The organism is Bradyrhizobium sp. Gha (assembly GCF_900113735.1).
In the GTDB taxonomy this organism is placed as follows: Bacteria; Pseudomonadota; Alphaproteobacteria; order Rhizobiales; family Xanthobacteraceae; genus Bradyrhizobium.
Genome location: NZ_FOQM01000048.1, coordinates 1 through 24,667, shown reverse-complemented (window position 1 = coordinate 24,667; position 24,667 = coordinate 1). Strand labels below are relative to the sequence as shown.

Here is a 24,667-nt window from a genome sequence, read left to right as displayed (position 1 = left end):
TTAATCTTGCTGAGCATTCGAAACCTCTCCAAAAGCTTCACCTCGGCCGGCGAGCCGGTCCATGTGCTGCGCGGCGTCGACCTCGATCTCAGGCCCGGCGAACGCGTCGCACTCACCGGCGAATCGGGCAGCGGCAAGAGCACGCTGCTGCATTTGATCGCGGGGTTAGACGCCGCCGATGCCGGCACGATCTGCCTGGAGGACACCGAGATCACCAAGCTTGCAGACGCCGGCCGCGCCGAGTTGCGCCGGGACCGTATCGGGCTGGTATTTCAGCAGTTCAATTTGATTCCGAGCCTGTCGGTGGCCGACAACCTCGCCTTCCAGGCGCGCATCGCGGGCCGGCATGATGCAGCCTGGAGCAGGGAGCTGGTCGAACGGCTCGGGCTCGGCGGCCTGCTCAAGCGTTATCCCGAGCAATTGTCCGGCGGCCAGCAGCAGCGCGTCGCAATCGGACGGGCGCTGGCGACGAAACCATCGCTGCTGCTTGCGGACGAGCCGACCGGTAATCTGGATGAAGCCACCGCCGAGGACGTGCTGGCGCTGACACGCGATCTCGTCGCGCGCACCGGCTGCGGCTTCCTGATGGTGACGCACAGCCTGCATCTGGCCGGCACGCTCGACCGGCACGTCGTCCTCCATGCGGGACGAATCGCATGAGGCGCGGGCTGTGGGTGCTCGCGGTGCTGCTCAGCCATTGGCGGCGGCACAGGATGCAGTTCGCGACGCTTCTGATCGGCCTGATCGCCGCAACGGCGCTGTGGAGCGGGGTGCAGGCGATCAACCAGCAGGCCCGCACCGCCTATGATCGCGCGGCGGCGACGTTTGGCGGCGTCCGCACCGCCACGCTGGTCGCGCCCAATGCGGCGACGTTCCCACAGAACTTGTTCATCAAACTCCGTCGCGCGGGCTGGCCGGTTTCGCCGGTGCTGGAAGGGCGGGTTCAGATCAATGGACGTTCGATGCGGCTGCTCGGCATCGAGCCGGTGACGCTGCCCGCCGATGTCGGCAACGCACCACGCCTCGGTGCGGGCGATTTGAGCCGTTTCGTGGCCGCACCCGGCCAGACGCTGGTGGCGCGGGAGACACTGGGCGATTTGCACCAGGACGAAGGCGCGATGCCATCGATCAGCAGCGGGGCAAAGCTGCCGCCGCTGCATGTGCTGCCTCAGCTCGTGCCTGAAGTGCTGGTGGTTGATATCGGCGTCGCGCAGCGGCTTTTGAACAAGCCGGACCAGGTCTCACGCCTGCTGATCGGGACGGCGAAGGGCAAGCCCGCGCCGCTGCAAAGCGTCGTCGGCGATCAACTGCGACGCGTCGAGCCGAGCGACGAGACCGAGCTGGAGCGCCTGACGGACAGCTTCCACCTCAATCTCACGGCCTTCGGCCTGCTCTCGTTCTTCGTCGGGCTCTTCATCGTCAACTCGGCGGTCGGCCTCGCTTTCGAGCAACGGCTGCCGATGCTGCGAACCTTGCGCGCCTGCGGCGCTTCGGCGCGGCTGGTCAACAGCGTGCTGGTGCTGGAGCTGGTGGCGCTGGCGCTGGTCGCGGGACTGATCGGACTCGTCTGCGGTTACGTCATCGCGGCTGCGCTCCTGCCTGATGTCGCGGCCTCCCTGCGCGGGCTCTATGGCGCGCAGATTCCAGGGCAGCTCACGCTCCGGCCCGAATGGTGGCTCGCGGGGATCGGCATCAGCGTTGCGGGTGCGATCGTGGCGGCCGCGACCAGCCTGATCAAGGCGGTCAGGATGCCGGTGCTGGCAACCGCGCAGCCGCGCGCCTGGCAGCAGCGGCAGCGCCGCTGGTTGGTGCTGCAAAGCCTCGCCGCTTGTGCCGTGTTCGCCGTCGCGCTGCTATTGCTCCAGTATGGGCAATCGCTGATCGCAGGGTTTGGCCTGCTGGCCGCGCTGATGCTTGGTGCAGCGCTGATCCTGCCGGCCATCCTCGAAATCCTCCTGCTCGCAGGACAGCGTCTTGCGCGCGGCCCCTTGGCATTGTGGTTCTGGGCCGACAGCCGGCAGCAACTCTCCGGCTTGTCGCTGGCGCTGATGGCGCTGCTGCTCGCGCTGTCAGTCAATGTCGGGGTGTCCACCATGGTGGAAACGTTCAGCCGCACCTTCGTCGGCTGGCTGGACGGCCGGCTCGCCGCCGACGTCTACATCAGCGCCGCCGACAATGCGCAAGCGATCGCGGTCCGCAACTGGCTCAAGGACCGCAGCGAGGTCCAGGCGATCCTGTCGGGCGGACGCGCCGAGACGCTGGTCGAGGGCCAGCCGGTGGAGCTGCTCGGCCTGCCCGATCACCCGCTCTATCGCGAGCGCTGGCCGCTGCTGGAGAGCGCGCCGCGCGCCTGGGAGCAACTCGTGCCCGGCAATGCCGCCTTCATCAGCGAGCAGCTGAGCCGCCGCCTCAATGTCCGCGTCGGCGACGTCATCGAGCTGCCGGCGCCTGAGGGGACCTGGGAGCTCGACATTGTCGGCATCTATGCCGATTACGGCAATCCCAAGGGGCAGCTGGCGGTGAATGTCGCGGCGCTGATCCGGCACTTTCCACAGACACCGCAAACGCGGATCGGGCTGATCGTCCCGCGCGACAAGATCCCCGGATTGATCGCGGCCTTGCAGAAGCAGTTCGCGCTCGACGACCGCGCCGTGGCCGACCAGGCGACGGTGAAGGCGGAATCGATCCGCATCTTCAACCGCACCTTTGCCGTGACGTCGGCGCTGAATGCGTTCACGCTCGGCGTCGCCGGCATCGCACTGCTGACCAGCCTCTTGACGCTCGCGAACTCACGGCTGCCGCAGCTTGCGCCGCTCTGGGCGATCGGCGTTACCCGGCCACGCCTTGCGGCGATCGAGCTGACCAAGACCTTGTCGGTCGCGCTGTTCACCTCGCTGCTGGCGGTGCCGCTCGGGCTGCTGGTGGCGTGGTGCCTGATCGCGATCGTCAACGTGAAGGCGTTCGGCTGGCGGCTGCCTTTCCATGTGTTTCCGCTGCAATTGGCCGAGCTGGTCGCGGTCGCGCTGGTCGCATCGTTGTGCGCCGCGCTGCTGCCCGTCCTGCGATTGGCAAGGATGCAGCCGGCGAGCCTCGTCAAGGTGTTTGCCAATGAGCGCTGACAAACTCTCGCGCCGCGCCTTTGCCGGCGGCATCGCCGCGCTGGCTTTCGCGCGCCGCGCCAGCGCGCAAGGTTATGCCGGGCTCGGCGAGTCCGCCGACGGCTTTGCGAAAGTCACACCCGGAAAGACGTTCTCCTTCCCTGGAGATCACGGGCCGCATCCGGATTTTCGCATCGAGTGGTGGTATCTGACGGCGAACCTCGTCGACGGCAATGGCGCGGCCTGCGGGCTGCAATGGACATTGTTCCGCCAGGCCGCAAAGCCGGGGCCGCAAGCCGAAGGCTGGGCCAATCAGCAGATATGGATGGCGCATGCCGCGGTGACGCGCGCCGATACCCATCGTTTCAACGAGCTGTTTTCGCGTGGCGGCATCGGGCAGGCCGGCGTCGAGGCCAAGCCGTTCGTGGCATGGATCGACGATAGGGAGATGAAGGGGACCGAGCGCACCGACGATCGGACCTTGGCGCCGGTGACGCTGAAAGCCTCCGGCGCCGATTTCAGCTATGCGCTGACGCTGGACGCCGATCGCGCGGTGGTCTTGCAGGGGGACCGCGGATACAGCCGCAAGTCGGAGCGCGGCCAGGCGTCCTACTATTACAGCCAGCCATTCTATCGCGCGCGGGGCACGCTCACCGTCGACGACATCCAAGTCGAGGTTTCAGGCCAGGCCTGGATGGACCGCGAATGGAGCAGCCAGCCGCTCGACACCGACCAGACCGGCTGGGACTGGCTGTCGCTGCATCTGGCGTCCGGCGACAAGCTGATGCTGTACCGGCTGCGTCAGAAAGACGGGCACGATCATCCGTTCGGCAACTGGATCAGCGCCTCGGGCAGCACGGAGATGATTGCGGGCAGCGACATCCAGATGACCCCGAAGGCGACGGCCGAGGTCGCCGGCCGCAAGCTGCCGGTGGAGTGGCAGATCGCCATCCCCTCGCGATCCCTCTCGATCACCTGCAAGCCGCTCAATCCCGGAGCGTGGATGGGGACCGGCTTTTCCTATTGGGAGGGACCGATCAGCTTCGCCGGCACGCACGACGGCGTTGGCTATCTCGAGCTGACCGGGTATTGAAGCGCGGTCTTTCTGGGGAACGCGCGATGTACCATTTCACCGCCCTCGTCACGCTGCTGGCGCTTGCATTTTATTTCTTCACCTGCATCAACGTCTCGCGGTCGCGGAGCAGGACCGGCATCAAGGTGCCGGCGATGTCGGGCCATCCTGACTTCGAGCGCGCCTTCCGCATTCAGATGAACACGCTGGAATGGATGCCGATCTTCCTGCCGTCGCTGTGGCTGTTCGCGATCTATAACGGCGATGCCATCGCGGCCGGCATCGGCGCGGTCTGGATCGTCGGCCGCATCGTCTATTTCATCGGCTACTCGCAAGCTGCCGCCAAGCGCGGCCCCGGCTTTGCGATCCAGGGAGTGGCCGCCATTGCGCTGTGGGCGGGAGCGTTGGGCGCGGTGGTGCTCCGGCTGGTGTGAGGGAGGAATTGCAGGCTGTCATTCCGGGGCGGCGCGCCAGCGTCGACCCCGGAATCTCGAGATTCCGGGTTCGATGCTTCGCATCGCCCCGGAATGACGTTACGCGTCACTTCGTCAGCGGGCAGCCGCTGTCCTTGGCGCTGAAGAAGGCCTGGTCGCCGGGGACGACGGCGAGCTGCTTGTAATAATCCCACGGCTTCTTCGATTCCGACGGCTTCTTGACTTCGAACAGATACATGTCGTGGACCATGCGGCCGTTGGCCAGCACCTTGCCCTTGGCGAAGGCGTCATCGACCGGCAGCTCCTTGAGCTTGCTGGCCACCACCTCGGAGTCCTTGGTGCCCGCGGCCTTCACGGCCTTCAGATAGCTCAGCGTCGCCGAATAGGTGCCGGCGTGGATCATGCTCGGCATCCGCCCGGTGCGCTTGAAGAAGCGCTCGGAGAAGGCCCGCGTCGTGTCGTTCTGATCCCAATAGAAGCCTTCGGTCAGGACCAGGCCCTGCGCCGCCTGGAGGCCCAGACCGTTTACCTCGGCAAGCGTCATCAGGAGGCCGGCGAGTTTCTGGCCACCCTGCACGATGCCGAATTCGGCCGCCTGCTTGATCGAGTTGGTGGTGTCCTGGCCGGCATTGGCAAGCCCGACGATCTTCGCCTTCGAGCTCTGCGCCTGCAGCAGGAAGGAGGAGAAGTCCGACGAGTTGAGCGGCACGCGGACCGACCCCAGCACCTTGCCGCCGCTGGCCGTGACGATCTCGCTGGTGTCCTTTTCCAGCGCGTAGCCGAACGCGTAATCGGCGGTGAGGAAGAACCAGGTATCACCACCGGTCTTGGTCAACGCACCGCCGGTCCCGACGGCGAGTGCATGGGTGTCGAAAGCCCAGTGGAAGCCGTAGGGCACGCAGGCACTGCCGGTGATGGCCGACGTCGCCGCACCGACGACGATGTCGATCTTCTTCTTTTCCTTCGACAGCTCCTGCACGGCGAGCGCGACCGACGATGTCGTCAGCTCCGTGATCATGTCGACATTGTCGGCGTCATACCAGCGCCGCGCGATGGAGGTGGCCAAATCCGGCTTGTTCTGGTGATCGGCGGTCACCATCTCGATCTTCTGGCCGAGCACCTCGCCGCCAAAATCCTCGATCGCCATCTTGGCGGCTTCGACGGAATATTTGCCGCCGTAGTCGGCGTAGACGCCGGACTGATCGTTGAGGATGCCGATCTTGACGGCTTGTCCCGTTCCTTGCGCGGAGGCAGGCGCCGCCAGCAGCAAAGCCGACGCTGCGACAGCGGCCAAAAGGACTGATTTCATCTGTTATCTCCCAGCATTGTTCTGTTTTGAAATCGCGCGGAGTGTAGTCAAGGCGACGGCCCGTGCCCATGGGTTTGTGTGGGCATCAAGATTGCCGATACGTGGGTGGTCAAGATGACGAGACCGCGCCCTTCCCGTTCCGCCCTTCCGCCAGGTTCCGCACCACCACATAGAAGATCGGGGTGAACAGGAGGCCGAACAGCGTGACGCCGATCATGCCGAAGAAGACGGCGACGCCGACGGCCTGACGCATCTCGGAGCCCGAACCGGACGAGATCACCAGCGGCAGCACGCCGAGGATGAAGGCGAAGGACGTCATCAGGATCGGCCGCAACCGCAGCCGGCAGGCTTCGATCACGGCCTCCAGCCGCGGTTTGCCTTCCTTCTCGATGTCGCGCGCGAACTCGACGATCAGGATCGCGTTCTTCGCCGCCAACCCGACCAGCACGACGAAGCCGATCTGGGTGAGGATGTTGACGTCCTGGCCCATGATGCGGACACCGATGGTGGCGGCGAGCAGGCACATCGGCACGATCAGGATCACCGCGAATGGCAGGGTCCAGCTGCCATATTGCGCGGCGAGCACGAGATAGACGAACAGCACGCAGATCGGGAACACGTAGAGGCCGGCATTGCCGCCGGTGACCTGCTGATAGGACAGGTCCGTCCACTCGAAGGAGAAGCCGCTCGGCAAGGTCTCGTCGGCGAGCTTCTTGATGGTGTTGAGCGCGGTGGTCGAGCTCACGCCCGGCGCCGGCTCGCCCTGCAATTCGGAGGCCGCATAGAGATTGTAGCGCGCGACGCGGTCGGGGCCCGAGACGTCCCTGAAGTCGACCACGCTGCCGAGCATCACCATGTCGCCCGAGGCATTGCGCGTGCGCAGCCGCGCGAGATCGGCAGGCTCTTTGCGGAACGGGAAGTCCGCCTGCGCGGTGACGTGATAGGTGCGGCCGAACAGGTTGAAGTCGTTGACATAGGTCGATCCGAAATAGGTCTGGATCGTGTCGTTGATGTTGGCGATGGGCACGCCGAGCTTCTGCGCCTTGGTGCGGTCGATGTCGACGAACAGCTGCGGCGTACTGGCCGAGAACGGCGAGAACACCGAGGGGGCGAGGAGCGCCGGGGATTTGCGCGCGGCGGCGACGAGCTCGTCGGTTGCAGACGCCAGCAGCTCGGGCCCGCGGCCCTGCCGATCCTGGATGCGGATGGCGAAGCCGCCGCCGGTGCCGATGCCGGGCACGGCCGGCGGCGGGATCACGATGATGAAGGCGCCCTGGATCGCGGCGAGGCGCTTGCGCAGCTCGCCTGTGATCGCGTTCGCCGTCAGCCCCTTCTTCAGGCGCACCTCGGGTTCATCGAACACCGGAAACAGCGCGGCAGCATTGCCCGCCTGCGTGCGCGTGGCACCGGAGAAGCCGGCGAATGCGGCGACACGGATGATACCCGGCGTATCCAGCGAGATCCGCTCGATCTCGCGCACGATCTCGGTGGTTCGCGCCAACGACGCCGCCCCCGGCAATTGCACCGAGATGATGACGTAGCCGCGGTCCTGCGCCGGGATGAAGCCCTGCGAGGTCGTCGCGATCAGCCAGCCTGCGCTGCCGATCAACACGACATAGATCAGCAGCATCACCACCGCGTGCCGGATCACGAAATTGGCGACGCCGGCATAGCCGTGCGCCAATCGGTCGAACACGCGGTTGAAGGCGCCGGTGAAGGCGCCCCACGCCCCTGCGATCAGATTCCAGGCGGCTGGCGGCCGTTTCTCCTCGTGCGGGACGAGTATCTGCGAGGCCAGCGCCGGCGACAGCGTCAGGGAGCAGAAGCAGGAGATCGCAGTCGCAACCGCAATGGTGACGGCGAATTGCTGGAAGAACTGCCCGGAGATGCCGCCGAGGAACGCCGTCGGCACGAACACCGCGCACAGCACGAGCGCGATCGAGACCAGCGCGCCGCCGACCTCCTCCATGGTCTTCAGCGCAGCATCACGGCGGCTGAGACCATGTTCGAGATGCCGCTCGACATTCTCGACCACGACGATGGCGTCGTCGACCACGATGCCGACGGCGAGCACGAGCCCGAACAAGGTGAGGTTGTTGATGGAGAAGCCCAGCGCCGCCATCACCGCGAAGGTGCCGACCAGTGAGACCGGGATCGCGATGATCGGGATGATCGCAGGCCGCCAGCCCTGCAAGAACACCAGCACGACGACGACCACGAGCAGCATCGCCTCGTAGATGGTCTTGATCAGCTCGTGGACCGACTGTGCGATGAACTCCGTCGGGTTGTAGCCGATGTTGTAGTCGAGGCCCTTCGGGAAGCTCGTCTTGAGCTTCTCCATCGTGTCGGAGATGCTCTTTGCCGTCGCGAGCGCGTTCGACCCCGGCCGCTGCGTCACCAGCATCGCGACTGCGGATTTGCGCAGCAGGAAGCTGTTGGTGGAATAAGCGAGCGCGCCGAGCTCGATGCGGGCGACGTCGCGCAAACGCACGGTGCGGCCGTCGGAGCCGGCCTTGATCAGGATGTCCTCGAACTGTTTCTGGTCTTTCAACCGCCCCGTAAAGACGAGGTTGGGCTGGAAGGCGCGGTCGGCGATCGGCGGCTCGGCGATCTGGCCGCCGGCGATCTGCACGTTCTGGGCACGGATCGCGGCCAGCACCTCGGTCGAGGTCAGGCCGAGATTGGCGATGCGGTCAGGATCGAGCCACAGCCGCATCGAATAGTCGCGCGCGCCAAAGATCTGGATGTCGCCGACGCCGTCGATGCGCAGCAGCTGGTCCCGGACCTGCAGCAGCGCGTAGTTGGAGATATAGAGTTGGTCGAACGTGTCGTCCGGCGACAACATGAACACGACCATCAGGATATCGGGCGAGTTCTTGCGGGTGACGACGCCGTTGCGCTGGACCTCGTCCGGCAGCTGCGGCTGCGCGATCGCAACGCGGTTCTGCACCAGCACCTGCGCCTTGTCGAGATCCGTCCCCAGCTTGAAGGTCACGGTGATGGTGAGCTGGCCGTTCGAGGTCGCCTGGCTGTAGAGATACAGCATGTCCTCGACGCCGTTGATCTGCTGCTCGATCGGAGCGGCGACGGTGTCGGACACGGTCTGCGCCGAGGCGCCCGGATATTGCGTGGTGACGACGACGGTCGGCGGCACCACTTGCGGATATTCGGAGATCGGCAGCGTCGAGTAGGCGAGCGTACCGACGATCAGCAGCACGATCGACAGCACCATCGCGAGGATGGGCTGGTTGATGGAGAGACGGCCAAGATTCATGACTTGTCACCAGCCTTGCCACCGGCCGGCGCTTGCGCGGGAGACGGGGCGACCTTGGCGCCGACGCGGGCCCGCTGGATGCCGTTGACGATGACGCGGTCCTCGGCCTTCAACCCGTCGCGGATCACCCGCAGACCGTCGTCGAGCGGCCCTAGCACCACGGGCCGCGCTTCGACGGTGTCATCAGGCTTCACCACGAACACGATCTTGCGCGACTGGTCGGTCGCGACCGCGGCATCCGGGATCAGGAGCGCCTCGTAGGGTGCGCTGCCGATCAGCCGGACGCGGCCAAACTGGCCGGGCAGGATCGACAGATCGGTGTTCTTGACGACGGCGCGGCTCCGCAGCGTTCCCGTGGAGACATCGAGGCGGTTGTCGAGAAAGTTGATGGACCCGTCATGCGACGGCTTCGGTTCACCGGCGAGCGTGACCTGCACCGGGTTCGCCGTGTCGCGCGAGCTTGGGCGCTTACCCTCGAACCACAGCTTGCTGTATTTGATGAAGGTCGTCTCATCCATGTCGAAATAGATGTAGATCGGGTCCATCGTCACGATCGAGGTCAGCAAGGTCGAGGAGCCGGCGTCGCTGCCCTGCACGAGATTGCCCGGACTGACGAGATGGCGGCTGGCACGGCCGGTGATCGGCGCGGTCACATGGGTGAACTCGATGTTGAGCTTGGCAGCCTTCAGTGCGCCCTCGGCCTGGGTCTCGGCGGCGTGCGCAGCCTGCAAGGCCTGGCGGCGCTGGTCGACGACCTGCTCGGAGACCGCGCTGGTCTGCACCAGGTTCAGGCCGCGATCGAGCTCGCGCTTGGCGAGCTCCACCTTGGCGCGGGCGTCAGAGAGCTGGCCGTCGGCCTGCTCGGCCACGGCCTCGAACGGACGGGGATCGATCACATAGAGCAGATCGCCCTGGTGCACGATGGCGCCGTCCTGGAACTCGACGGAATTGACGAAGCCACCGACGCGGGGGCGCACCTGCACCTCCTCGACTGCCTCGAAGCGGCCGGTGTACTCGTCCCAATCGGTGACGGTGCGCTTGACCGGCTGGGCGACGGTGACAGACGGAGGCGGCGGCGCGGCCGCTTGCGAGGCTGGCTGGCCGCAGCCGCCGAGCGCGAATGCCACCGCGAGGAGGCAAGCTACCGCAGGGTGCGTCGGTTGAACGAAATCGTGCTTTTTGACAAGTCGCTCGCTTCCGTCCGGTCCAGTCATCCAAAGCCCTCGCCTCAAATGCCGCGGAAAAGGCAGGGTACGGCTTTACCCGCGGGCGTCCCAAGATGGTTGGAGTTGATGAACTCTTCAAGACCAAAGGATGCGCAGAGTTTGGAACGGTGCCCTGGCCGGATGGCGGGTTGACAGGGAGAGCTGCACGCGACGCGGCGATTAACCCCGGGGTGCAATTGGACTTATTCGCGGAGCTCATGAATGTGGGGCGGAGATCTCACTTTCCGTCATGCCGGGCTTGTCCCGGGCATCCACGTTCTTCCTTCGAGCGCAAGGCGTGGATGGCCGGGACAAGCCCGGCCATGACGATGCGGATGTATGACGCCCAGGTGTGCTCCCCGAACACTGGGAAAGAGGAGAACAGCCAGCGTCTTCGCACATGACGGGCGGCGGATGCTCGGCTAGATTAGTCGTTACAAAACAAGGCGAGTTGTCCGGGAGGACAGGCGTGCATCAGGGACGTGTCGTCTACGGCGCGATCGAGGAGGTCGTGTTCGGCCATCCGGCGGCTGACGCCATCGTCGCGCAAATGGACCGGCTGGGAACGCAGCGTGCCTTCCTGATGGTCTCGGGCACCCTGAACCGCGAGACCGGCCAGATCGCAAACATCGTTCAGGCCCTCGGGCCGCGCTGCGCCGGGCTGTTCGATGCGATGCCGGCCCACACGCCGCGCGAAGCGGTGATCGCCGCCACCAATGCTGCGCGCGGGGCGGCCGCCGATCTGATCGTGACCGTGGGCGGCGGCTCGATCACCGACGGCGCCAAGGCGGTACAGCTCTGCCTTGCCAATGGCATCGACGACATCGAAGGCATCGACCGCATCCGCGTGCACAAGGGCGTCACACCAGAGATGACAGCGCCGAAGGTGCGCCAGATCAGCGTGCCGACCACGATCGCCGGCGGCGAGTTCTCGTCGATCGCCGGCGTGACCGACAGCAGAACGCATGTGAAGCAGATGCTGCGGCATCCGCTCACGGTGCCGCGCGCCACCATCCTCGATCCTGCCATCACCGTGCACACGCCGGAATGGCTGTTTCTGTCCACCGGCATCCGCGCCGTCGATCATTGCGTCGAGGCGATCTGCTCGCACGAGACCCACCCTTATGCCGACGCCCAATCGGTGAAAGGGCTCGCGATGCTCGCGGACGCGCTGCCGCGGGTGAAGGCCGACCCCACCGATCTCGACGCGCGCATGGATGCCCAGATCGGCACCTGGCTGTCGATGGGCCCGCTCGCGGCCGGGGTGCCGATGGGGGCGAGCCACGGCATCGGCTATGTGCTCGGTGCGGCCTTCGATGTGCCGCACGGCTACACCTCCTGCATCATGCTGCCGGCGGTGATGCGCTGGAATGCCAGCGCCAACGCCGAGCGCCAGATGATCGCCGCCGCCGCGATGGGTTTCCCCGGGCACAATGCCGCCGACGTGCTCGATGCCTTCATCCGCTCGCTCGGCATGCCGCGCAGGCTCGCCGAAATGCGCGTCTCTCCGGAGCATTTCGACCTCATCGCGGAACAGGCGATGCGCACGAACTGGATCCCGCACAATCCGCGCAGGATCGAGAGCCCGGCCCAGGTGCGTGAAATCCTCGATCTCGCCGCATGATGTCAAACCCGGAGCTCTGATGTACCCAGGCCTGCATGCCCGCCTGCGCCCGCTCCAGCCCGCCTTCATCATGGCGGCAACCGGCGAGGCCGTCACCTATCGCGAGCTCGATGCGCGCAGCAACCGGCTGGCGCACCTGTTTCGGAAGCACGGATTGAAGCGGCTCGATCACTACGCGATCTTCATGGAGAACAATCCGCGCTATCTCGAAGCCTGCAGCGCGGGCGAGCGGTCCGGACTCTACTACACCTGCATCAACTCCTTTCTGACGCCGGGCGAGCTCGCCTATCTCCTTGTCAACAGCCAGTCGAAGATCTTGATCACGTCCGCTGCAAAGCTCGACATCGCGCGCGAGGCAATCCAGGCCTGCCCTGATATCAAGCTCTGCATCGTCGCCGACGGACCCGGCGAGAGCGACCGGATCGTGGGACTTGCCGATGTCACCGCCGATCTGCCGAAGACGCCGATTGCGGACGAATGGCTCGGCACCGCCATGCTTTATTCGTCGGGCACGACCGGACGGCCGAAAGGCATTTTGCGGCCGCTGCCGGAGCAGCCACCGACGCACAATCTGCCGCTGTTCGATTTCCTGACAAAGCTTTGGCACTACCGCGAAGGCATGGTCTATCTGTCGCCTGCCCCGCTCTATCACTCGGCGCCACAGGCCGCGGTCAATCTCACCATCCGCATGGGCGGCACCGCGGTGATCATGGAGACGTTCGATCCCGAGCGTTACCTTCAGCTCGTCCAGCAATGGGGCATCACGCACACGCAGCTGGTGCCGACGATGTTCTCGCGCATGCTGAAGCTGCCGGAGGAGGTGCGCCGCCGCTACGATCTGTCATCGCTCGAGATCGCGATCCATGCCGCAGCGCCCTGCCCGGCGCTGGTCAAGGACGACATGATCAAATGGTGGGGGCCGATCATCCACGAATATTACGGCGCGACCGAGGGCCTCGGCTTCACGGCATGCAACAGCGAGGAATGGCTCGGCCATCGCGGCACCGTCGGCAAGGTGCTGCTCGGCGATCTCCATATTCTGGACGAGGACATGCAGCCCTGTCCGACCGGCACGCCGGGCCAGGTCTGGTTCAAGACCGGGTCGCCGTTCGAATATTTCAACGACCCCGAGAAGACCAGGGAGGCCCGTTCGGCCGACGGCAGCATGAGCACGGTCGGCGATGTCGGGTATGTCGACGACGACAATTTCCTGTATCTCACCGACCGCGCCACCTTCATGATCATCTCCGGCGGCGTGAACATCTATCCGCAGGAGTGCGAGAATCTGCTGATCACCCATCCCAAGGTCGCTGACGCCGCCGTGTTCGGCGTGCCGAACGCCGATCTCGGCGAGGAGGTGAAGGCGGTGGTGCAGCCAATGCCGGGCGTGATGCCTGATGACGCGCTCGCCACGGAGCTGATCGCCTTCTGCGGGGCGTCGCTGTCGCGGCAGAAGGTGCCGCGCTCGATCGATTTCGAGAAGGAATTGCCCCGGCTGCCGACGGGAAAGCTCTACAAGAGGCTGCTTCGGGACCGGTATTGGGGCAACAAGACGTCGCGGATCGTGTGAGCCCCTCGACAGCCGCGTTTCCGACACAAGCTGGCACAACACATTTGGTGTCGTCCCGGCGAACGCCGGGACGACGATCGGGTTTGTTGATGCGGGATTGCACACACCAGCCGCGGAGCCGTTCGCACCTGCACTCTCACATGGCGAAAGCGTGAAACGCCTGCGGCGTTACGTCATCCAAATTGCCAAGGCTCTAAAACGCGTTGGCCGGTTGCTTCCCTCCACGCGCCTCGGCTATCGTCAGGTCAAACAGGCCACAAATGGCCGATGTCCAGGGAGGACGAGGATGCGGAGCGTGTGGGCGCTTGCCGCGACGGCGGCGCTATCTTTGCTGGCGTTTTCGACCATGACGCTCGCAGCCGAGCCCAAGCAGGGCGGCATCCTGCGGATATATCACCGTGACAGCCCGGCGAACGCGTCCATCCTCGAGGGCGCGACCTATTCGGTCAACGTGCCCTTCATGGGGGTCTTCAACAATCTCGTCATCTATGATCAGCACATCGCGCAGAACAGCCCTGATACCCTCAGGCCGGAGCTGGCCGAAAGCTGGTCGTGGAGCAGCGACAACAAGAAATTGACGTTCAAGCTCCGACAGGGAGTCAAATGGCACGACGGCAAGCCGTTCACGTCGGCTGACGTCAAGTGCACCTTCGATCTCCTGATGGGCAAATCGCAGCAGAAGCTGCGGCAGAATCCGCGCAAGGCCTGGTACAGCGAGGTCAACGACGTCACGCCCAATGGCGATTTCGAGGTCTCCTTCGACCTGAAGCGGCCGCAGCCCTCGCTGCTGGCGATGCTCGCTTCCGGTTATACGCCGATTTATCCCTGTCACGTCTCGCCGGCGGACATGCGCACCCATCCGATCGGAACCGGGCCGTACAAATTCGTCGAGTTCAAGGCCAATGAATCGATCAAGCTGACGCGAAATCCGGACTACTGGAAGAAGGGTCTGCCCTATCTCGACGGCATCGAGTACACGATCATCCCGAACCGCTCGACCGCGATCCTCGCCTTCGTCGCCGGAAAGTTCGATATGACTTTTCCGACTCATATCACCATCCCGCTCCTGAAGGACATCAAGTCGCAGGCGCCGAACGCGGTTTGCGTCGTCGAGCCGACCAACGTCTCGACCAACATCATCGTCAATTCAAGCTCCCCGCCATTCGACAACATCGATATCCGCCGCGCGATGTCGTTGGCGCTCGATCGCAAGGCGTTCATCGACATCCTGTTCGAAGGCCAGGCCGACATCGGCGGCACCATGCTGCCGCCGCCGCAGGGCATCTGGGGCATGCCCAAGGACAAGCTCGAGACCATTCCGGGCTACGGCCCGGACGTGAACGCGAATCGCGAGGAGGCGAAGAAGCTGATGCAGAAGGCCGGCTATGGCCCCGACAAGCATCTCGCCGTGAAGGTTTCGACGCGCAATCTCGCGGAATACCGCGATCCCGCGGTGATCCTGATCGACCAGCTCAAGAGCATCTATATCGACGGCGAGCTCGACGTCGTGGAGACCGCCAACTGGTTCCCGAAAGTGGCGCGCAAGGACTACATGCTCGGTCTCAATCTGACCGGCAATTCCGTCGACGATCCCGACCAGTCCTTCTACGAGAACTATTCCTGCGGCTCGGAGCGGAACTACACCAACTATTGCAACAAGGAAATCGAGAAACTGTTCGACGTGCAGTCGCAGGAGATCGACATCAACAAGCGCAAGCAACTGGTCTGGGACATCGACAAGAAGCTGCAGGAGGATGTCGCCCGTCCGATCATCTTCCATGCGCGGGCCGGCACCTGCTGGCAGCCCTATGTCAAGGGGATCACGATCATGTCGAACAGCTCCTATAACGGATTTCGCTACGAGGATGTGTGGCTCGACAAGTAGCACGTCAGGCTGAAGATGAGCAGCTCGCGGAGGGTGGATGTTTGCCTATCTGGTGCGGCGCCTGTTCCTGATGCTCGTGACCCTGTTCGGGATCTCGGTCGTCATCTTCTTCCTGTTGCGCATCGTTCCCGGCAACATCGTCGACATCCTGTTTGCCGCGGCCGGCTACGTCGATCCGGCCGACAAGGTTGATCTCGAGAAGCAGCTCGGCATCGACCAGCCGCTGGTGATGCAATATCTGCACTGGATCGGCGGCCTGCTGCACGGCGATCTCGGTTACTCCTATGTCTCGGAGAAGCCGGCGCTGCAGGAGATCCTGCCGCGGATCCCGATCACGGCGCGGCTCGCTGGTCTTGCGCTGCTGTTCTCGGCTTCGATCGGCATTCCCCTGGGCGTCCTCAGCGCGGTCAAGCAAGGCACGCGGCTCGATTATGCGCTGCGCGTGGTGAGCCTGAGCGGATTGTCGCTGCCCTCGTTCTGGCTCGGTCTGCTCATCCTCACCGCCGCGGTGGCGATGTTCGGCGAGATCCCGATCTTCAATCCGAATCCGCGGACCTGGCTCGAAGCGTTCGCGACATACGCGGTGCCCGCGGCCGCCGTGGGCTTCCGCAGCGCGGCGCTGACCATGCGCATCACCCGCTCGTCGATGCTGGAGGTGCTGCGGCAGGACTATATCCGCACCGCGCGTGCCAAAGGCGCGTCCGATGCCGCCGTGAACTATCACCACGCGCTGAAGAACGCGATCCTGCCCGTCATCACCGTGATCGGCATCGAGGCGGCGTTCCTGATCGGCGGCCTGATCGTCACGGAGACCGTGTTCAACATTCCCGGCGTCGCGCGCTTCCTGGTCGAGGCGATTCGCTGGCGCGATTATCCGATCGTGCAGAACCTCGTGATGCTGATTGCCGTCGTGGTGGTGAGCGCCAATTTCGTCGTCGACATGCTCTACGCCGTGTTCGATCCGCGCATCAGGTACACGGATTGATCGCATGAGGTTGAATCAATCAGAGGCGACAGCGGTGCTCCACCTCTCCCATAGGGAGAGGTCGGGCCGCATCGCAAGATGCGGTCCGGGTGAGGGGTTGCGCTTCCTCCTGAGGGCTGAGCCCCCTCACCCGGCGCTACGCGCCGACCTCTCCCCGAGGGGGAGAGGTGCATCTCCCAGCGGAGACCCGAATGGCCGCAATCGACTACGATGTTGAACTCAGGCGGGCCGGCGCCCATGCGACCGGCGGCTGGCGGCGCGTGCTGTTCCTGGCACAGCGGCATGTGCTGGGCGCGGCGGGCCTCTTGATCATGACGCTGTTCGTGCTGACGGCCATCTTCGCCGATTTCATCGCGCGCTATGATCCCCTGACGGTCGACGCCGCACACGCACTGGCGCGCCCGAGCTGGGCGCACTGGATGGGGACCGACTCGTTCGGCCGCGACGTGTTCAGCCGCATCATCCACGGCGCGCGAATTTCGCTCGCGGTCGGCATCGGCTCGACCGCGCTTGGCGGCACGATCGGGGTCATGGTCGGCCTCACCTCCGGCTACCTCTCGGGCTGGGTCGACCTCGTGTTCCAGCGCGTGTCCGATGTCTTGCAGGCGCTGCCGCTGCTGGTGCTGGCCCTGATCATGACGGCGGCACTCGGTCCGTCGCTGCCGAACGTCATCCTCGCCATTGCCATTCCGCTGATCCCGACCGTTTCGCGCGTCACCCGCGCCAACACCCTGGCGCTCCGGGAGCTGCCGTTCGTGGAAGCCGCGAAATCGATCGGCATGAGCGAGGTACGGATCGCGCTCCGCCACGTGCTGCCCAACACGCTGGCGCCGCTGATCGTGCTCGCGACCGCCCAGCTCGGTTCGACCATTCTGACCGAGGCCTCGCTGTCTTTTCTGGGTCTCGGCATTCCCGAGCCCTATCCATCCTGGGGCCGCATGCTGTCGGAATCCGCCGCCGAATATGTCCGCACCGCGCCGTGGCTCGTGATCTTCCCGGGCATCGCGATCAGCCTCGCGGTGTTCGGAGCAAACCTGTTCGGTGACGCCCTACGTGACATCCTCGATCCCCGGCAGCGCGGCTGATGGCTGATACCTCCAAAGTCGTGCTCGACGTGAAGAACCTGAAGACGGTGTTCTTCACCAACTCCGGTCTTTTCAAAGCGGTCGACGACGTCTCCTTCACCGTAAGCCGCGGCGAGACGCTCGCCATCGTCGGCGAATCCGGCTGCGGCAAGAGCGTCACTGCGCTGTCAATGATGCGGCTGGTGCCCGATCCGCCCGGGCGCATCGTCGGCGGCTCCGTCACGCTCGAAGGCACCGATCTGCTGGCGCTTGACGAGGCGGAGATGCGCAAGATCCGGGGCAACCGCATCTCCATGATCTTCCAGGAGCCGATGACATCGCTCAATCCCGTCATGCGGATCGGCGACCAGATCGTCGAGGCGGTGCGGCTGCACCGGAACATCTCGTCGAAAGAAGCCCGACAGATTGCCGTCGAGATGCTGCGGCTGGTGCGCATTCCCGAGCCGGCTCGGCGGGCGCAGGAGTATCCCCACCAGCTCTCCGGCGGCATGCGCCAGCGCGCCATGATCGCGATGGCGCTGGCGTGCCGGCCGGCGCTCTTGATCGCGGACGAGCCGACCACCGCGCTCGACGTCACCATCCAGGCGCAGATCCTGGCGCTGATCCTCGATCTCCAGAAGGAGCTCGGCACTGGCTTGGTGCTGATCACGCACGATCTCGGCGTCGTCGCGCAGACCGCGCAGCGTGTGATCGTGATGTATGCGGGGCGAAAAGTCGAGGACGCGAGCGTCGAGGCGCTGTTCGCCGCGCCAAAGCATCCCTATACGCGCGGTCTGATGGCCTCGATCCCCGCGGTGCCGGCATCCGGCGTCGCCGCACAGGAGCGGCTGAACGAAATTCCGGGCACGGTGCCGTCGCTGGTGCGGCTGCCGAAGGGCTGTGCCTTCGCGCCCCGATGCAAACTCGCAGTGAAGCGCTGCGAGGAATATCCGCCGCTCATGGATTGGGGTGGCGGCCACCTCGCCGCCTGCTGGCGCGCGGCCGAAGTGGCGGAGGTGGCATGAGTGAAGTGCTGCTCGAAGTCACCGACCTCAAGAAGCATTATCCCGTGCGCGCCGGCGTGCTGCGCCGGCAGGTGGGCACCGTGCATTCGGTCGACGGCGTCTCGTTCTCGCTTGGCGCGGGCGAGACGCTCGGTCTCGTCGGCGAATCCGGCTGCGGCAAGTCGACGGTGGCGCGCAGCGTGCTACGGCTGGTCGAGCCGACGTCCGGCAAGATCCGCCTGGGCGGCGAGGACATCACCCATCTGTCCAAGAGAGCGCTGCGCCCGCATCGCCGCTCGATGCAGATCGTCTTCCAGGATCCGTTTGCCTCGCTCAATCCGCGCATGACCGCGGGGGACATCGTCGGCGAGCCGCTGGCCGTGCATGGTCTTGCCACCGGCGAGGCGCTGGAGGCGCGCGTCGCAAAACTGTTCGAGCAGGTGGGCTTGCGGCCCGACCAGATGCGCAACTTTCCGCATCAATTTTCCGGCGGCCAGCGCCAGCGCATCTGCATCGCGCGGGCCCTGGCACTGGAGCCGCGGCTGATCGTCTGCGACGAGCCGGTCTCCGCGCTCGACGTCTCGATCCAGGCGCAGGTGATCAACCTGCTGATCGATTTGCAGAAGCAACACGGCTTCTCCTATCTCTTCATCGCCCACGACCTCGCCGTGGTGGCCCATATCAGCCACCGCGTCGCGGTGATGTATCTCGGCCGCATCGTCGAGATCGCCGGCAAGGACGAGCTGTTTAGCAATCCGCGACACCCCTACACGCAGGCGCTTCTCGCCTCCGTGCCGATCGCCAATCCGCTCGCGAAAAAGCTCGCGCCGCTGGTCGACGGCGACGTGCCGAGCCCGGTCAATCCACCGCCGGGCTGCGCGTTCCACACCCGCTGCCGCTTTGCGATGGAGCAATGCAAGACCGAGCGGCCGGTGCTGACGCCTGCGGGCGACGGGCATCAGGTGGCTTGTTTGCTCAACAAGGGGACGGGACGGCAAGCGTAAGTTTCGTGGGCCTTCGGCTAATCCAGCCTACGATGCTCCAATCTCAGCCACGATCCTGCCCGTCGTGACCTGCTCGCCCTCGGCGACCTCGATCGCGGCGACCACGCCGTCGATGCCGGCCTTGTGGACGTGCTCCATCTTCATCGCTTCCAGCGTCAACACCGGCTGACCTGATGTGACGCGATCACCCGGCTTGACCAGCACCGCGACGACGCGACCGTTCATGGCTGCGCGGACTTTGCCGTCGCCGCCGTTGCTTGCTGCGGCCTTCGGTGGGGCGAGGGTGAGGTCGGCGGCCGCGACCGGGATGCCGCGGTGCTGGAGATAGAGCCTGTCGCCATCGCGCAGGAACTTTACGCTGTCCATGACGCCGTCGCGGCGGAAGCGGATGGCATCGGGATCGATTTGCTCGATCTCGAACTTGTCCTCCCGGCTGTCGGTGGCGACGGTGTAACTGCCATCGCGCTCGCGGGTGATTTCGAGCTCGACCGCATGGCCGGCGATCTCGATTTTGGCGGGCAGAGGAAACGTTGCCGACAGGCTCCGGCCACGCCGCCATGACGGTGCGCGCGGATGGGTAACGTAGAACAGCAGGCCCGCGAGCGCGGTATCGCATGCAGCATTCTCCGGGGAAGCCAGGAGCTGGTCGCGATGCGCGCCGATGAAGGCCGTCGTCGCCTCGCCCCTGGCAAAGCCGGGATGGCGCAGACACGCCATCAGGAATGCCTGATTGGTCGTGACGCCAAGCGCGGTGAGCTGCTCCAGGCCGACGATCAGCCGCCCCCTCGCCTCCTCGCGCGTGGCGCCGTGGCTGATCACCTTGGCGATCATGGAATCGTAGAACAGCGGAATCTCCGAGCCCGATTGCAGCGCGTGCTCGACACGGATGCCATCGGGTACCTGCCAGCGCGCCATACGGCCGGACTGCGGCATGAAATCCTGCGCGGCATCTTCGGAGCAGAGCCGCACCTCGATGGCGTGACCGGACAATTTGATGTCCTGCTGCTTCACCGGCAGGGGCTCACCGCGCGCAACGCGCAATTGCAGTTCGACGAGGTCGAGCCCGGTAATCGCCTCGGTGACGGGATGCTCGACCTGAAGACGCGTATTCATCTCCATGAAGTAGAATTCGCCGCTCCCATCGAGCAGGAATTCCAGCGTCCCCGCGCCCTCATAACGCAACGCCTTGACCGCAGCGACGGCGACCTCGCCCATCTTCGCGCGCAGCTGCGGCGTCACGGCCGGCGACGGCGCCTCCTCGATCAGCTTCTGGTGCCGCCGCTGCACCGAGCAGTCGCGCTCACCGAGATGGATGGCATTGCCATTGATGTCGCCGAACACCTGAATCTCGATATGGCGCGGATTCCGGATGGCGCGCTCGAGGATGACCGCGGGATCTCCGAACGCCGCCTTCGCCTCCGACCGCGCGCTGCGCAGCGCATCGCCGAAGGATGCGGCGTCGGTGACCAGCCGCATGCCGCGACCGCCACCGCCCGCGACGGCCTTGATCATCACGGGAAAGCCGATCTTCATGGCTTCCCCGAGCATCACTTCCTCGCTTTGGTCAGCGCCCTGATAGCCGGGCACGACAGGCACGCCGGCCTTCTTCATGATCTCCTTGGCGCCGGCCTTGTTGCCCATCGCCGCGATCGCCTGCGGCGACGGGCCGATGAAGACGAGCCCGGCGTCCTTGCAGGCTTGTGCAAAGTCCTCATTCTCGGCGAGGAAACCATAGCCGGGATGAACGGCATCCGCGCCGCCGGCCCTGGCGGCGGCAATGATCGCGGAGATGTTGAGGTAGGAGTGCGCCGGCAAGGCTTCGCCGATCCGCACCGCCTGGTCAGCCCGCTGGACGTGGAGCGCGTCACGGTCGGCATCCGAATAGACGGCGACAACGCCGAGGCCCAGCCGCCGCGCGCTACACATCACGCGCAATGCGATCTCGCCGCGATTGGCGACCAGGACCCTGTAGAACGGCCGGCAGAGCACTGATCCGTTCCTCATGGCCGGGCCACCGAAAACTGCATGCGCCGGGGTGTGCGCGCATCGCCCTCGCGGCAGATTGCCAGCACCTCGGACAGGACCGCGCGGGTGTCGCGCGGATCGATCACACCATCGTCGAGCACCCGCGCGCTGGTCGAGAACACGTCCATTTGGCCGTCGAACACGCCGACGATCTCGGCCTTCATGGCATCCAGCTTGTCCTTCTCGATCGGCTTGCCGCGGCGCGCCGCCGCCGCCTCGGTCACGATCGCCATGGTTTCCGCGGCCTGCTCGCCGCCCATCACGGCGGTCTTGGCGTTGGGCCAGGAGAAGCAGAAGCGCGGATGGAAGCCGCGCCCGCACATGCCGTAATTGCCGGCGCCGAACGAGGCGCCGCAATAGATGGTGATCTGCGGCACCGTGGCCGAGGTCACCGCCTGGATCATCTTCGAGCCGTGCTTGATCATGCCGGCTTCTTCATAGGCTCGACCTACCATGTAGCCGGTGGTGTTGTTGAGATAGAGGATCGGCGTGCGGGTCTGGCAGCAAGCCTGGATGAAATGCGTCGCCTTGTTGGCGCCTGCGGGATCGAGCGGACCGTTGTTGGTGATGATGCCGACGGCCTGGCCCTCGATCCGGGCATGGCCGCAGACGGTCGCCGGGCCGTAGTTCGGCGCCATCTCGGTGAAATCGGAATCGTCGATGATGCGCGCAATCACCTGCTTCATGTCGACCGTGCGCTTGTGGTCCATCGGCATGATGCCGAGCAGTTCGTCCTGGTCATAGCGCGGCGGCTTGAACTCTGGAGCCGCCCGGCCCGGCCGTTCCCATTCCAGCGCCGCCATGATCTCGCGCGCGATGCGCAGGGCGTCGCGGTCGTCCTCGGCGAGATAGTCGCCGAGGCCGGAGATTTGCGTATGCATCTCGGCGCCGCCGAGCTCCTCCTCGGTCGCGATCTCGCCGGTTGCAGCCTTCAACAACGGCGGCCCGGCCAGAAAGGCGCGCGTGCGCCCGCGGACCATGACGATGTAGTCGGACAGGCCCGTCTGGTAGGCGCCGCCGGCGGTGGACGAACCGTGCGTGACGGTGACGACAGGCAGGCCTGCGGCCGAGAGCCGCGCGAGGTTGCGAAAAATATTGCCGCCGCGGACAAAGTCCTCGACGCGGTAGCGCAAGAGATTGGCTCCGGCGCTTTCGACGAGCTGGACGTAAGGCAGCTTATTCTCCAGCGCCAGTTCCTGCACCCGCAGGGTCTTGTCGAGGCCGTAGGGCTGGAGTGCACCGGCATCGATGCCGGAATCGCTGGCGCTGACCATACAGCGGATGCCCGAGATGAAGCCGATACCGGCGATGACACCGCCGCCCGGCACGCTCCTGCTCGTATCAGGCACATCGAACATATAGCCGGCGAGCGTCGAGAGCTCGATGAAGGGCGCGCCGGGGTCGAGCACCAGCGCGACCCGCTCGCGCGGCAGCAGCTGGCCGCGTTTGTGGAAGCGATCCTTTGCCGCGGCCGACGCGGCACGCGTGCGCGCTTCCAGCGTGCGCAAGCGGTCGATCAGCGCGAGCATGCCGTCGCGGTTGGCGCGGTAGGCGGCGCTGCCGGTGGAAATGGTGTTCTCGAGAATGGACATAAACTTTATCCTGCTCGTCATCGCGAGGAGCGAAGCGACGAAGCAATCCAGACTGCCTCAGCGGAAAGATTCTGGATTGCTTCGCTTCCGCCTTCGCTCTTCGAGCTTCGGCGGACAAGTCGCTCGCTGTGACGGCTACGTTCAGCGATTCGTCCCAAAGATCTTCCGCGCCTCGGCGGGGCTGGCGATCTCACGCCCGGCGCGGCGGGCGCAGGCGGCGATGGCCTCGATCAGCTGGCCGTTCGATGTCACCTTCTTGCCGTCGGCGAGATAGAAGGCGTCCTCGAGACCCGTGCGCAAGTGACCACCGAGTTCGGCGCAGCGCTGGTGCAGCGGCCAGATTTCCTCGCGGCCGATCGCCGTGACCTGAAAATGCGCTTCGGGGCGCTTCAGCTTGATCAGGATCGGCAGCAGCTCCGGATCCGCAGGCATTCCCGAGGCGACACCCATCACGAAGTTATATTCGAGCGGGCCCTTGTACATACCGACTTGGGTGTACATGCCGACGCAGCGCACGATCCCGACGTCAAAGCACTCGAACTCGGGAATGGTGCCGACTTCGTTCATGACGTCGAGATAGTCCTTCACCTTTTCGACCGCGTTGTCGAACATCATCGGCGGCCAGGCCCAACTGTTGTCGGCCTTGACCTTCAGATAGTTGAGCGAGCCCGCGTTGCAGGCGGCGATCTCCGGCCTGGTTTCGCGGATACAATCCAGGGCGCCGCTGTAGTTCGGGCCAGAAACGCCCGAGGTGTGGTTGATGATGACGCCGGGACAGGCTTCGCGGATCGCCTGCTGGATTTCCTTGCTGACGCTCACCTCCCAGGACGGCAGATGGCCCTTGCCCGGCGCCTGCTGGCGCAGATGGATGTGCATGATGGAGGCGCCGGCATCGAACGCAGCCTTCGCCTCGCGCGCCATCTGCTCGGGCGTCACAGGCACGTTGTGCTGTTTGGGGTCGGTGAGCACGCCGTTCAGCGCGCAGGTGATGACGGCCTTGTCGCTCATGCCAAAGATGTCTCGCACGTTGAGAATTCAACGATGCAATCATGTGATGCGGGGCATGCAGCTTCTTGCGCGGAGAAGCTGAGGAAAAACGAGGAAATCGTAGGGTGGGTTAGCGCAGCGTAACCCACCAACGTCTCTTACCGCGCATGCAAAAGTGGTGGGTTACGCCGTGCGAACCGCGCTTTGCGCGGTCGCAGGGCTAACCCACCCTGTACCCTTCTTGTCGTTCGGCGCCAGTCCAATGATGTAGACTGGCAGCACGGGCCGATCTGCCGGGAGCAGCCTTATCCACCTGTGCCTGAGCACCTGCGTAGGAACCGCGCCCCGACGGAGCGGCCGCGATCGAGATCCAGTAGGAGGTCATTGCGCCGAGAGCGCCAGTACAGGGATCGATCAGGATCGCGGTGGCCCGCTTCGAGAACGAGGAGGAGATCCCTATCATGGTCGACGGTGCACAATGGTTCGTCGGGGTCGACTGGGCGACGCAAAGCCATTGCGTTTGCCTTCTTGATGC

At 65.0% G+C, this 24,667-nt stretch carries 17 protein-coding genes; 11 read left to right on the top strand and 6 right to left on the bottom strand.

All coding sequences use genetic code 11. The features are described 5' to 3' along the window. Positions 1–6: 6 nt before the first annotated feature. The 4 genes from BM222_RS35165 to BM222_RS35150 are packed head-to-tail and all read left to right on the top strand — an operon-like array spanning position 7 to position 4,604. Positions 7–660 (top strand): ABC transporter ATP-binding protein, encoded by a 654-nt coding sequence (locus BM222_RS35165; RefSeq protein ID WP_092239048.1) that lies wholly within the window; start codon positions 7–9, stop codon positions 658–660. Beyond that, entirely contained in the window at positions 657–3,119 is a 2,463-nt protein-coding gene (locus BM222_RS35160) for an ABC transporter permease (RefSeq protein ID WP_092239046.1), read from the top strand. The genes BM222_RS35165 and BM222_RS35160 overlap by 4 nt, the downstream gene beginning before the upstream one ends. Further along, the gene (locus tag BM222_RS35155) at positions 3,109–4,191 is read left to right on the top strand and encodes a lipocalin-like domain-containing protein (protein WP_092239044.1); all 1,083 of its coding nucleotides are present in this window, start codon (positions 3,109–3,111) and stop codon (positions 4,189–4,191) included. The genes BM222_RS35160 and BM222_RS35155 overlap by 11 nt, the downstream gene beginning before the upstream one ends. Positions 4,192–4,217: 26 nt before the next feature. After that, on the top strand, positions 4,218–4,604 hold the full coding sequence (locus tag BM222_RS35150; protein WP_092239042.1) for an MAPEG family protein: 387 nt from the start codon (positions 4,218–4,220) through the stop codon (positions 4,602–4,604). Positions 4,605–4,710: 106 nt separating this feature from the next. Here BM222_RS35150 and BM222_RS35145 read toward each other — a convergent pair whose 3' ends face one another. The 3 genes from BM222_RS35145 to BM222_RS35135 form a co-directional block, all read right to left on the bottom strand. After that, positions 4,711–5,913, bottom strand: a complete 1,203-nt coding sequence (locus BM222_RS35145; protein WP_092239039.1) for an ABC transporter substrate-binding protein — start codon at positions 5,911–5,913, stop codon at positions 4,711–4,713. A gap of 109 nt (positions 5,914–6,022) precedes the next feature. Then, on the bottom strand, positions 6,023–9,187 hold the full coding sequence (locus BM222_RS35140) for an efflux RND transporter permease subunit (protein WP_092239037.1): 3,165 nt from the start codon (positions 9,185–9,187) through the stop codon (positions 6,023–6,025). Beyond that, a complete protein-coding gene (locus BM222_RS35135) occupies positions 9,184–10,401 on the bottom strand; it encodes an efflux RND transporter periplasmic adaptor subunit (RefSeq protein WP_092239035.1) in 1,218 nt (405 codons plus the stop codon). Before BM222_RS35135 ends, BM222_RS35140 begins: the two co-directional genes overlap by 4 nt. 460 nt (positions 10,402–10,861) lie before the next feature. Here BM222_RS35135 and BM222_RS35130 point away from each other — a divergent pair, with 460 nt between their 5' ends. The 7 genes from BM222_RS35130 to BM222_RS35100 all read left to right on the top strand — a co-directional run bounded on the left by BM222_RS35130 (position 10,862) and on the right by BM222_RS35100 (position 19,528). Continuing rightward, positions 10,862–12,016 carry an iron-containing alcohol dehydrogenase gene (locus BM222_RS35130; protein ID WP_177243648.1) on the top strand — a complete coding sequence of 385 codons (1,155 nt, stop codon included), beginning with the start codon at positions 10,862–10,864 and terminating at the stop codon, positions 12,014–12,016. 19 nt (positions 12,017–12,035) lie between these two features. Beyond that, positions 12,036–13,586 (top strand): AMP-binding protein, encoded by a 1,551-nt coding sequence (locus tag BM222_RS35125; protein ID WP_092239031.1) that lies wholly within the window; start codon positions 12,036–12,038, stop codon positions 13,584–13,586. Between the two features lie 286 nt (positions 13,587–13,872). Further along, a complete protein-coding gene (locus tag BM222_RS35120; protein ID WP_092239029.1) occupies positions 13,873–15,471 on the top strand; it encodes an ABC transporter substrate-binding protein in 1,599 nt (532 codons plus the stop codon). Positions 15,472–15,508: 37 nt separating this feature from the next. Continuing rightward, a complete protein-coding gene (locus BM222_RS35115) occupies positions 15,509–16,456 on the top strand; it encodes an ABC transporter permease (protein WP_092239027.1) in 948 nt (315 codons plus the stop codon). 191 nt (positions 16,457–16,647) lie between these two features. Then, entirely contained in the window at positions 16,648–17,541 is an 894-nt protein-coding gene (locus BM222_RS35110) for an ABC transporter permease (protein ID WP_092239025.1), read from the top strand. After that, positions 17,541–18,545 carry an ABC transporter ATP-binding protein gene (locus BM222_RS35105; protein ID WP_092239023.1) on the top strand — a complete coding sequence of 335 codons (1,005 nt, stop codon included), beginning with the start codon at positions 17,541–17,543 and terminating at the stop codon, positions 18,543–18,545. The genes BM222_RS35110 and BM222_RS35105 overlap by 1 nt, the downstream gene beginning before the upstream one ends. Then, positions 18,542–19,528: an ABC transporter ATP-binding protein gene (locus BM222_RS35100; protein ID WP_092239021.1), complete on the top strand. Its 987-nt coding sequence runs from the start codon at positions 18,542–18,544 to the stop codon at positions 19,526–19,528. Before BM222_RS35105 ends, BM222_RS35100 begins: the two co-directional genes overlap by 4 nt. A gap of 27 nt (positions 19,529–19,555) precedes the next feature. Here BM222_RS35100 and BM222_RS35095 read toward each other — a convergent pair whose 3' ends face one another. From BM222_RS35095 to BM222_RS35085, 3 genes are all read right to left on the bottom strand, one after another. Then, positions 19,556–21,532: an acetyl/propionyl/methylcrotonyl-CoA carboxylase subunit alpha gene (locus tag BM222_RS35095; RefSeq protein WP_092239019.1), complete on the bottom strand. Its 1,977-nt coding sequence runs from the start codon at positions 21,530–21,532 to the stop codon at positions 19,556–19,558. Continuing rightward, positions 21,529–23,145 carry an acyl-CoA carboxylase subunit beta gene (locus tag BM222_RS35090; RefSeq protein ID WP_092239094.1) on the bottom strand — a complete coding sequence of 539 codons (1,617 nt, stop codon included), beginning with the start codon at positions 23,143–23,145 and terminating at the stop codon, positions 21,529–21,531. Before BM222_RS35090 ends, BM222_RS35095 begins: the two co-directional genes overlap by 4 nt. A gap of 141 nt (positions 23,146–23,286) precedes the next feature. After that, positions 23,287–24,153, bottom strand: a complete 867-nt coding sequence (locus BM222_RS35085; RefSeq protein ID WP_092239017.1) for a beta-keto acid cleavage family enzyme — start codon at positions 24,151–24,153, stop codon at positions 23,287–23,289. Positions 24,154–24,667: the final 514 nt, after the last annotated feature.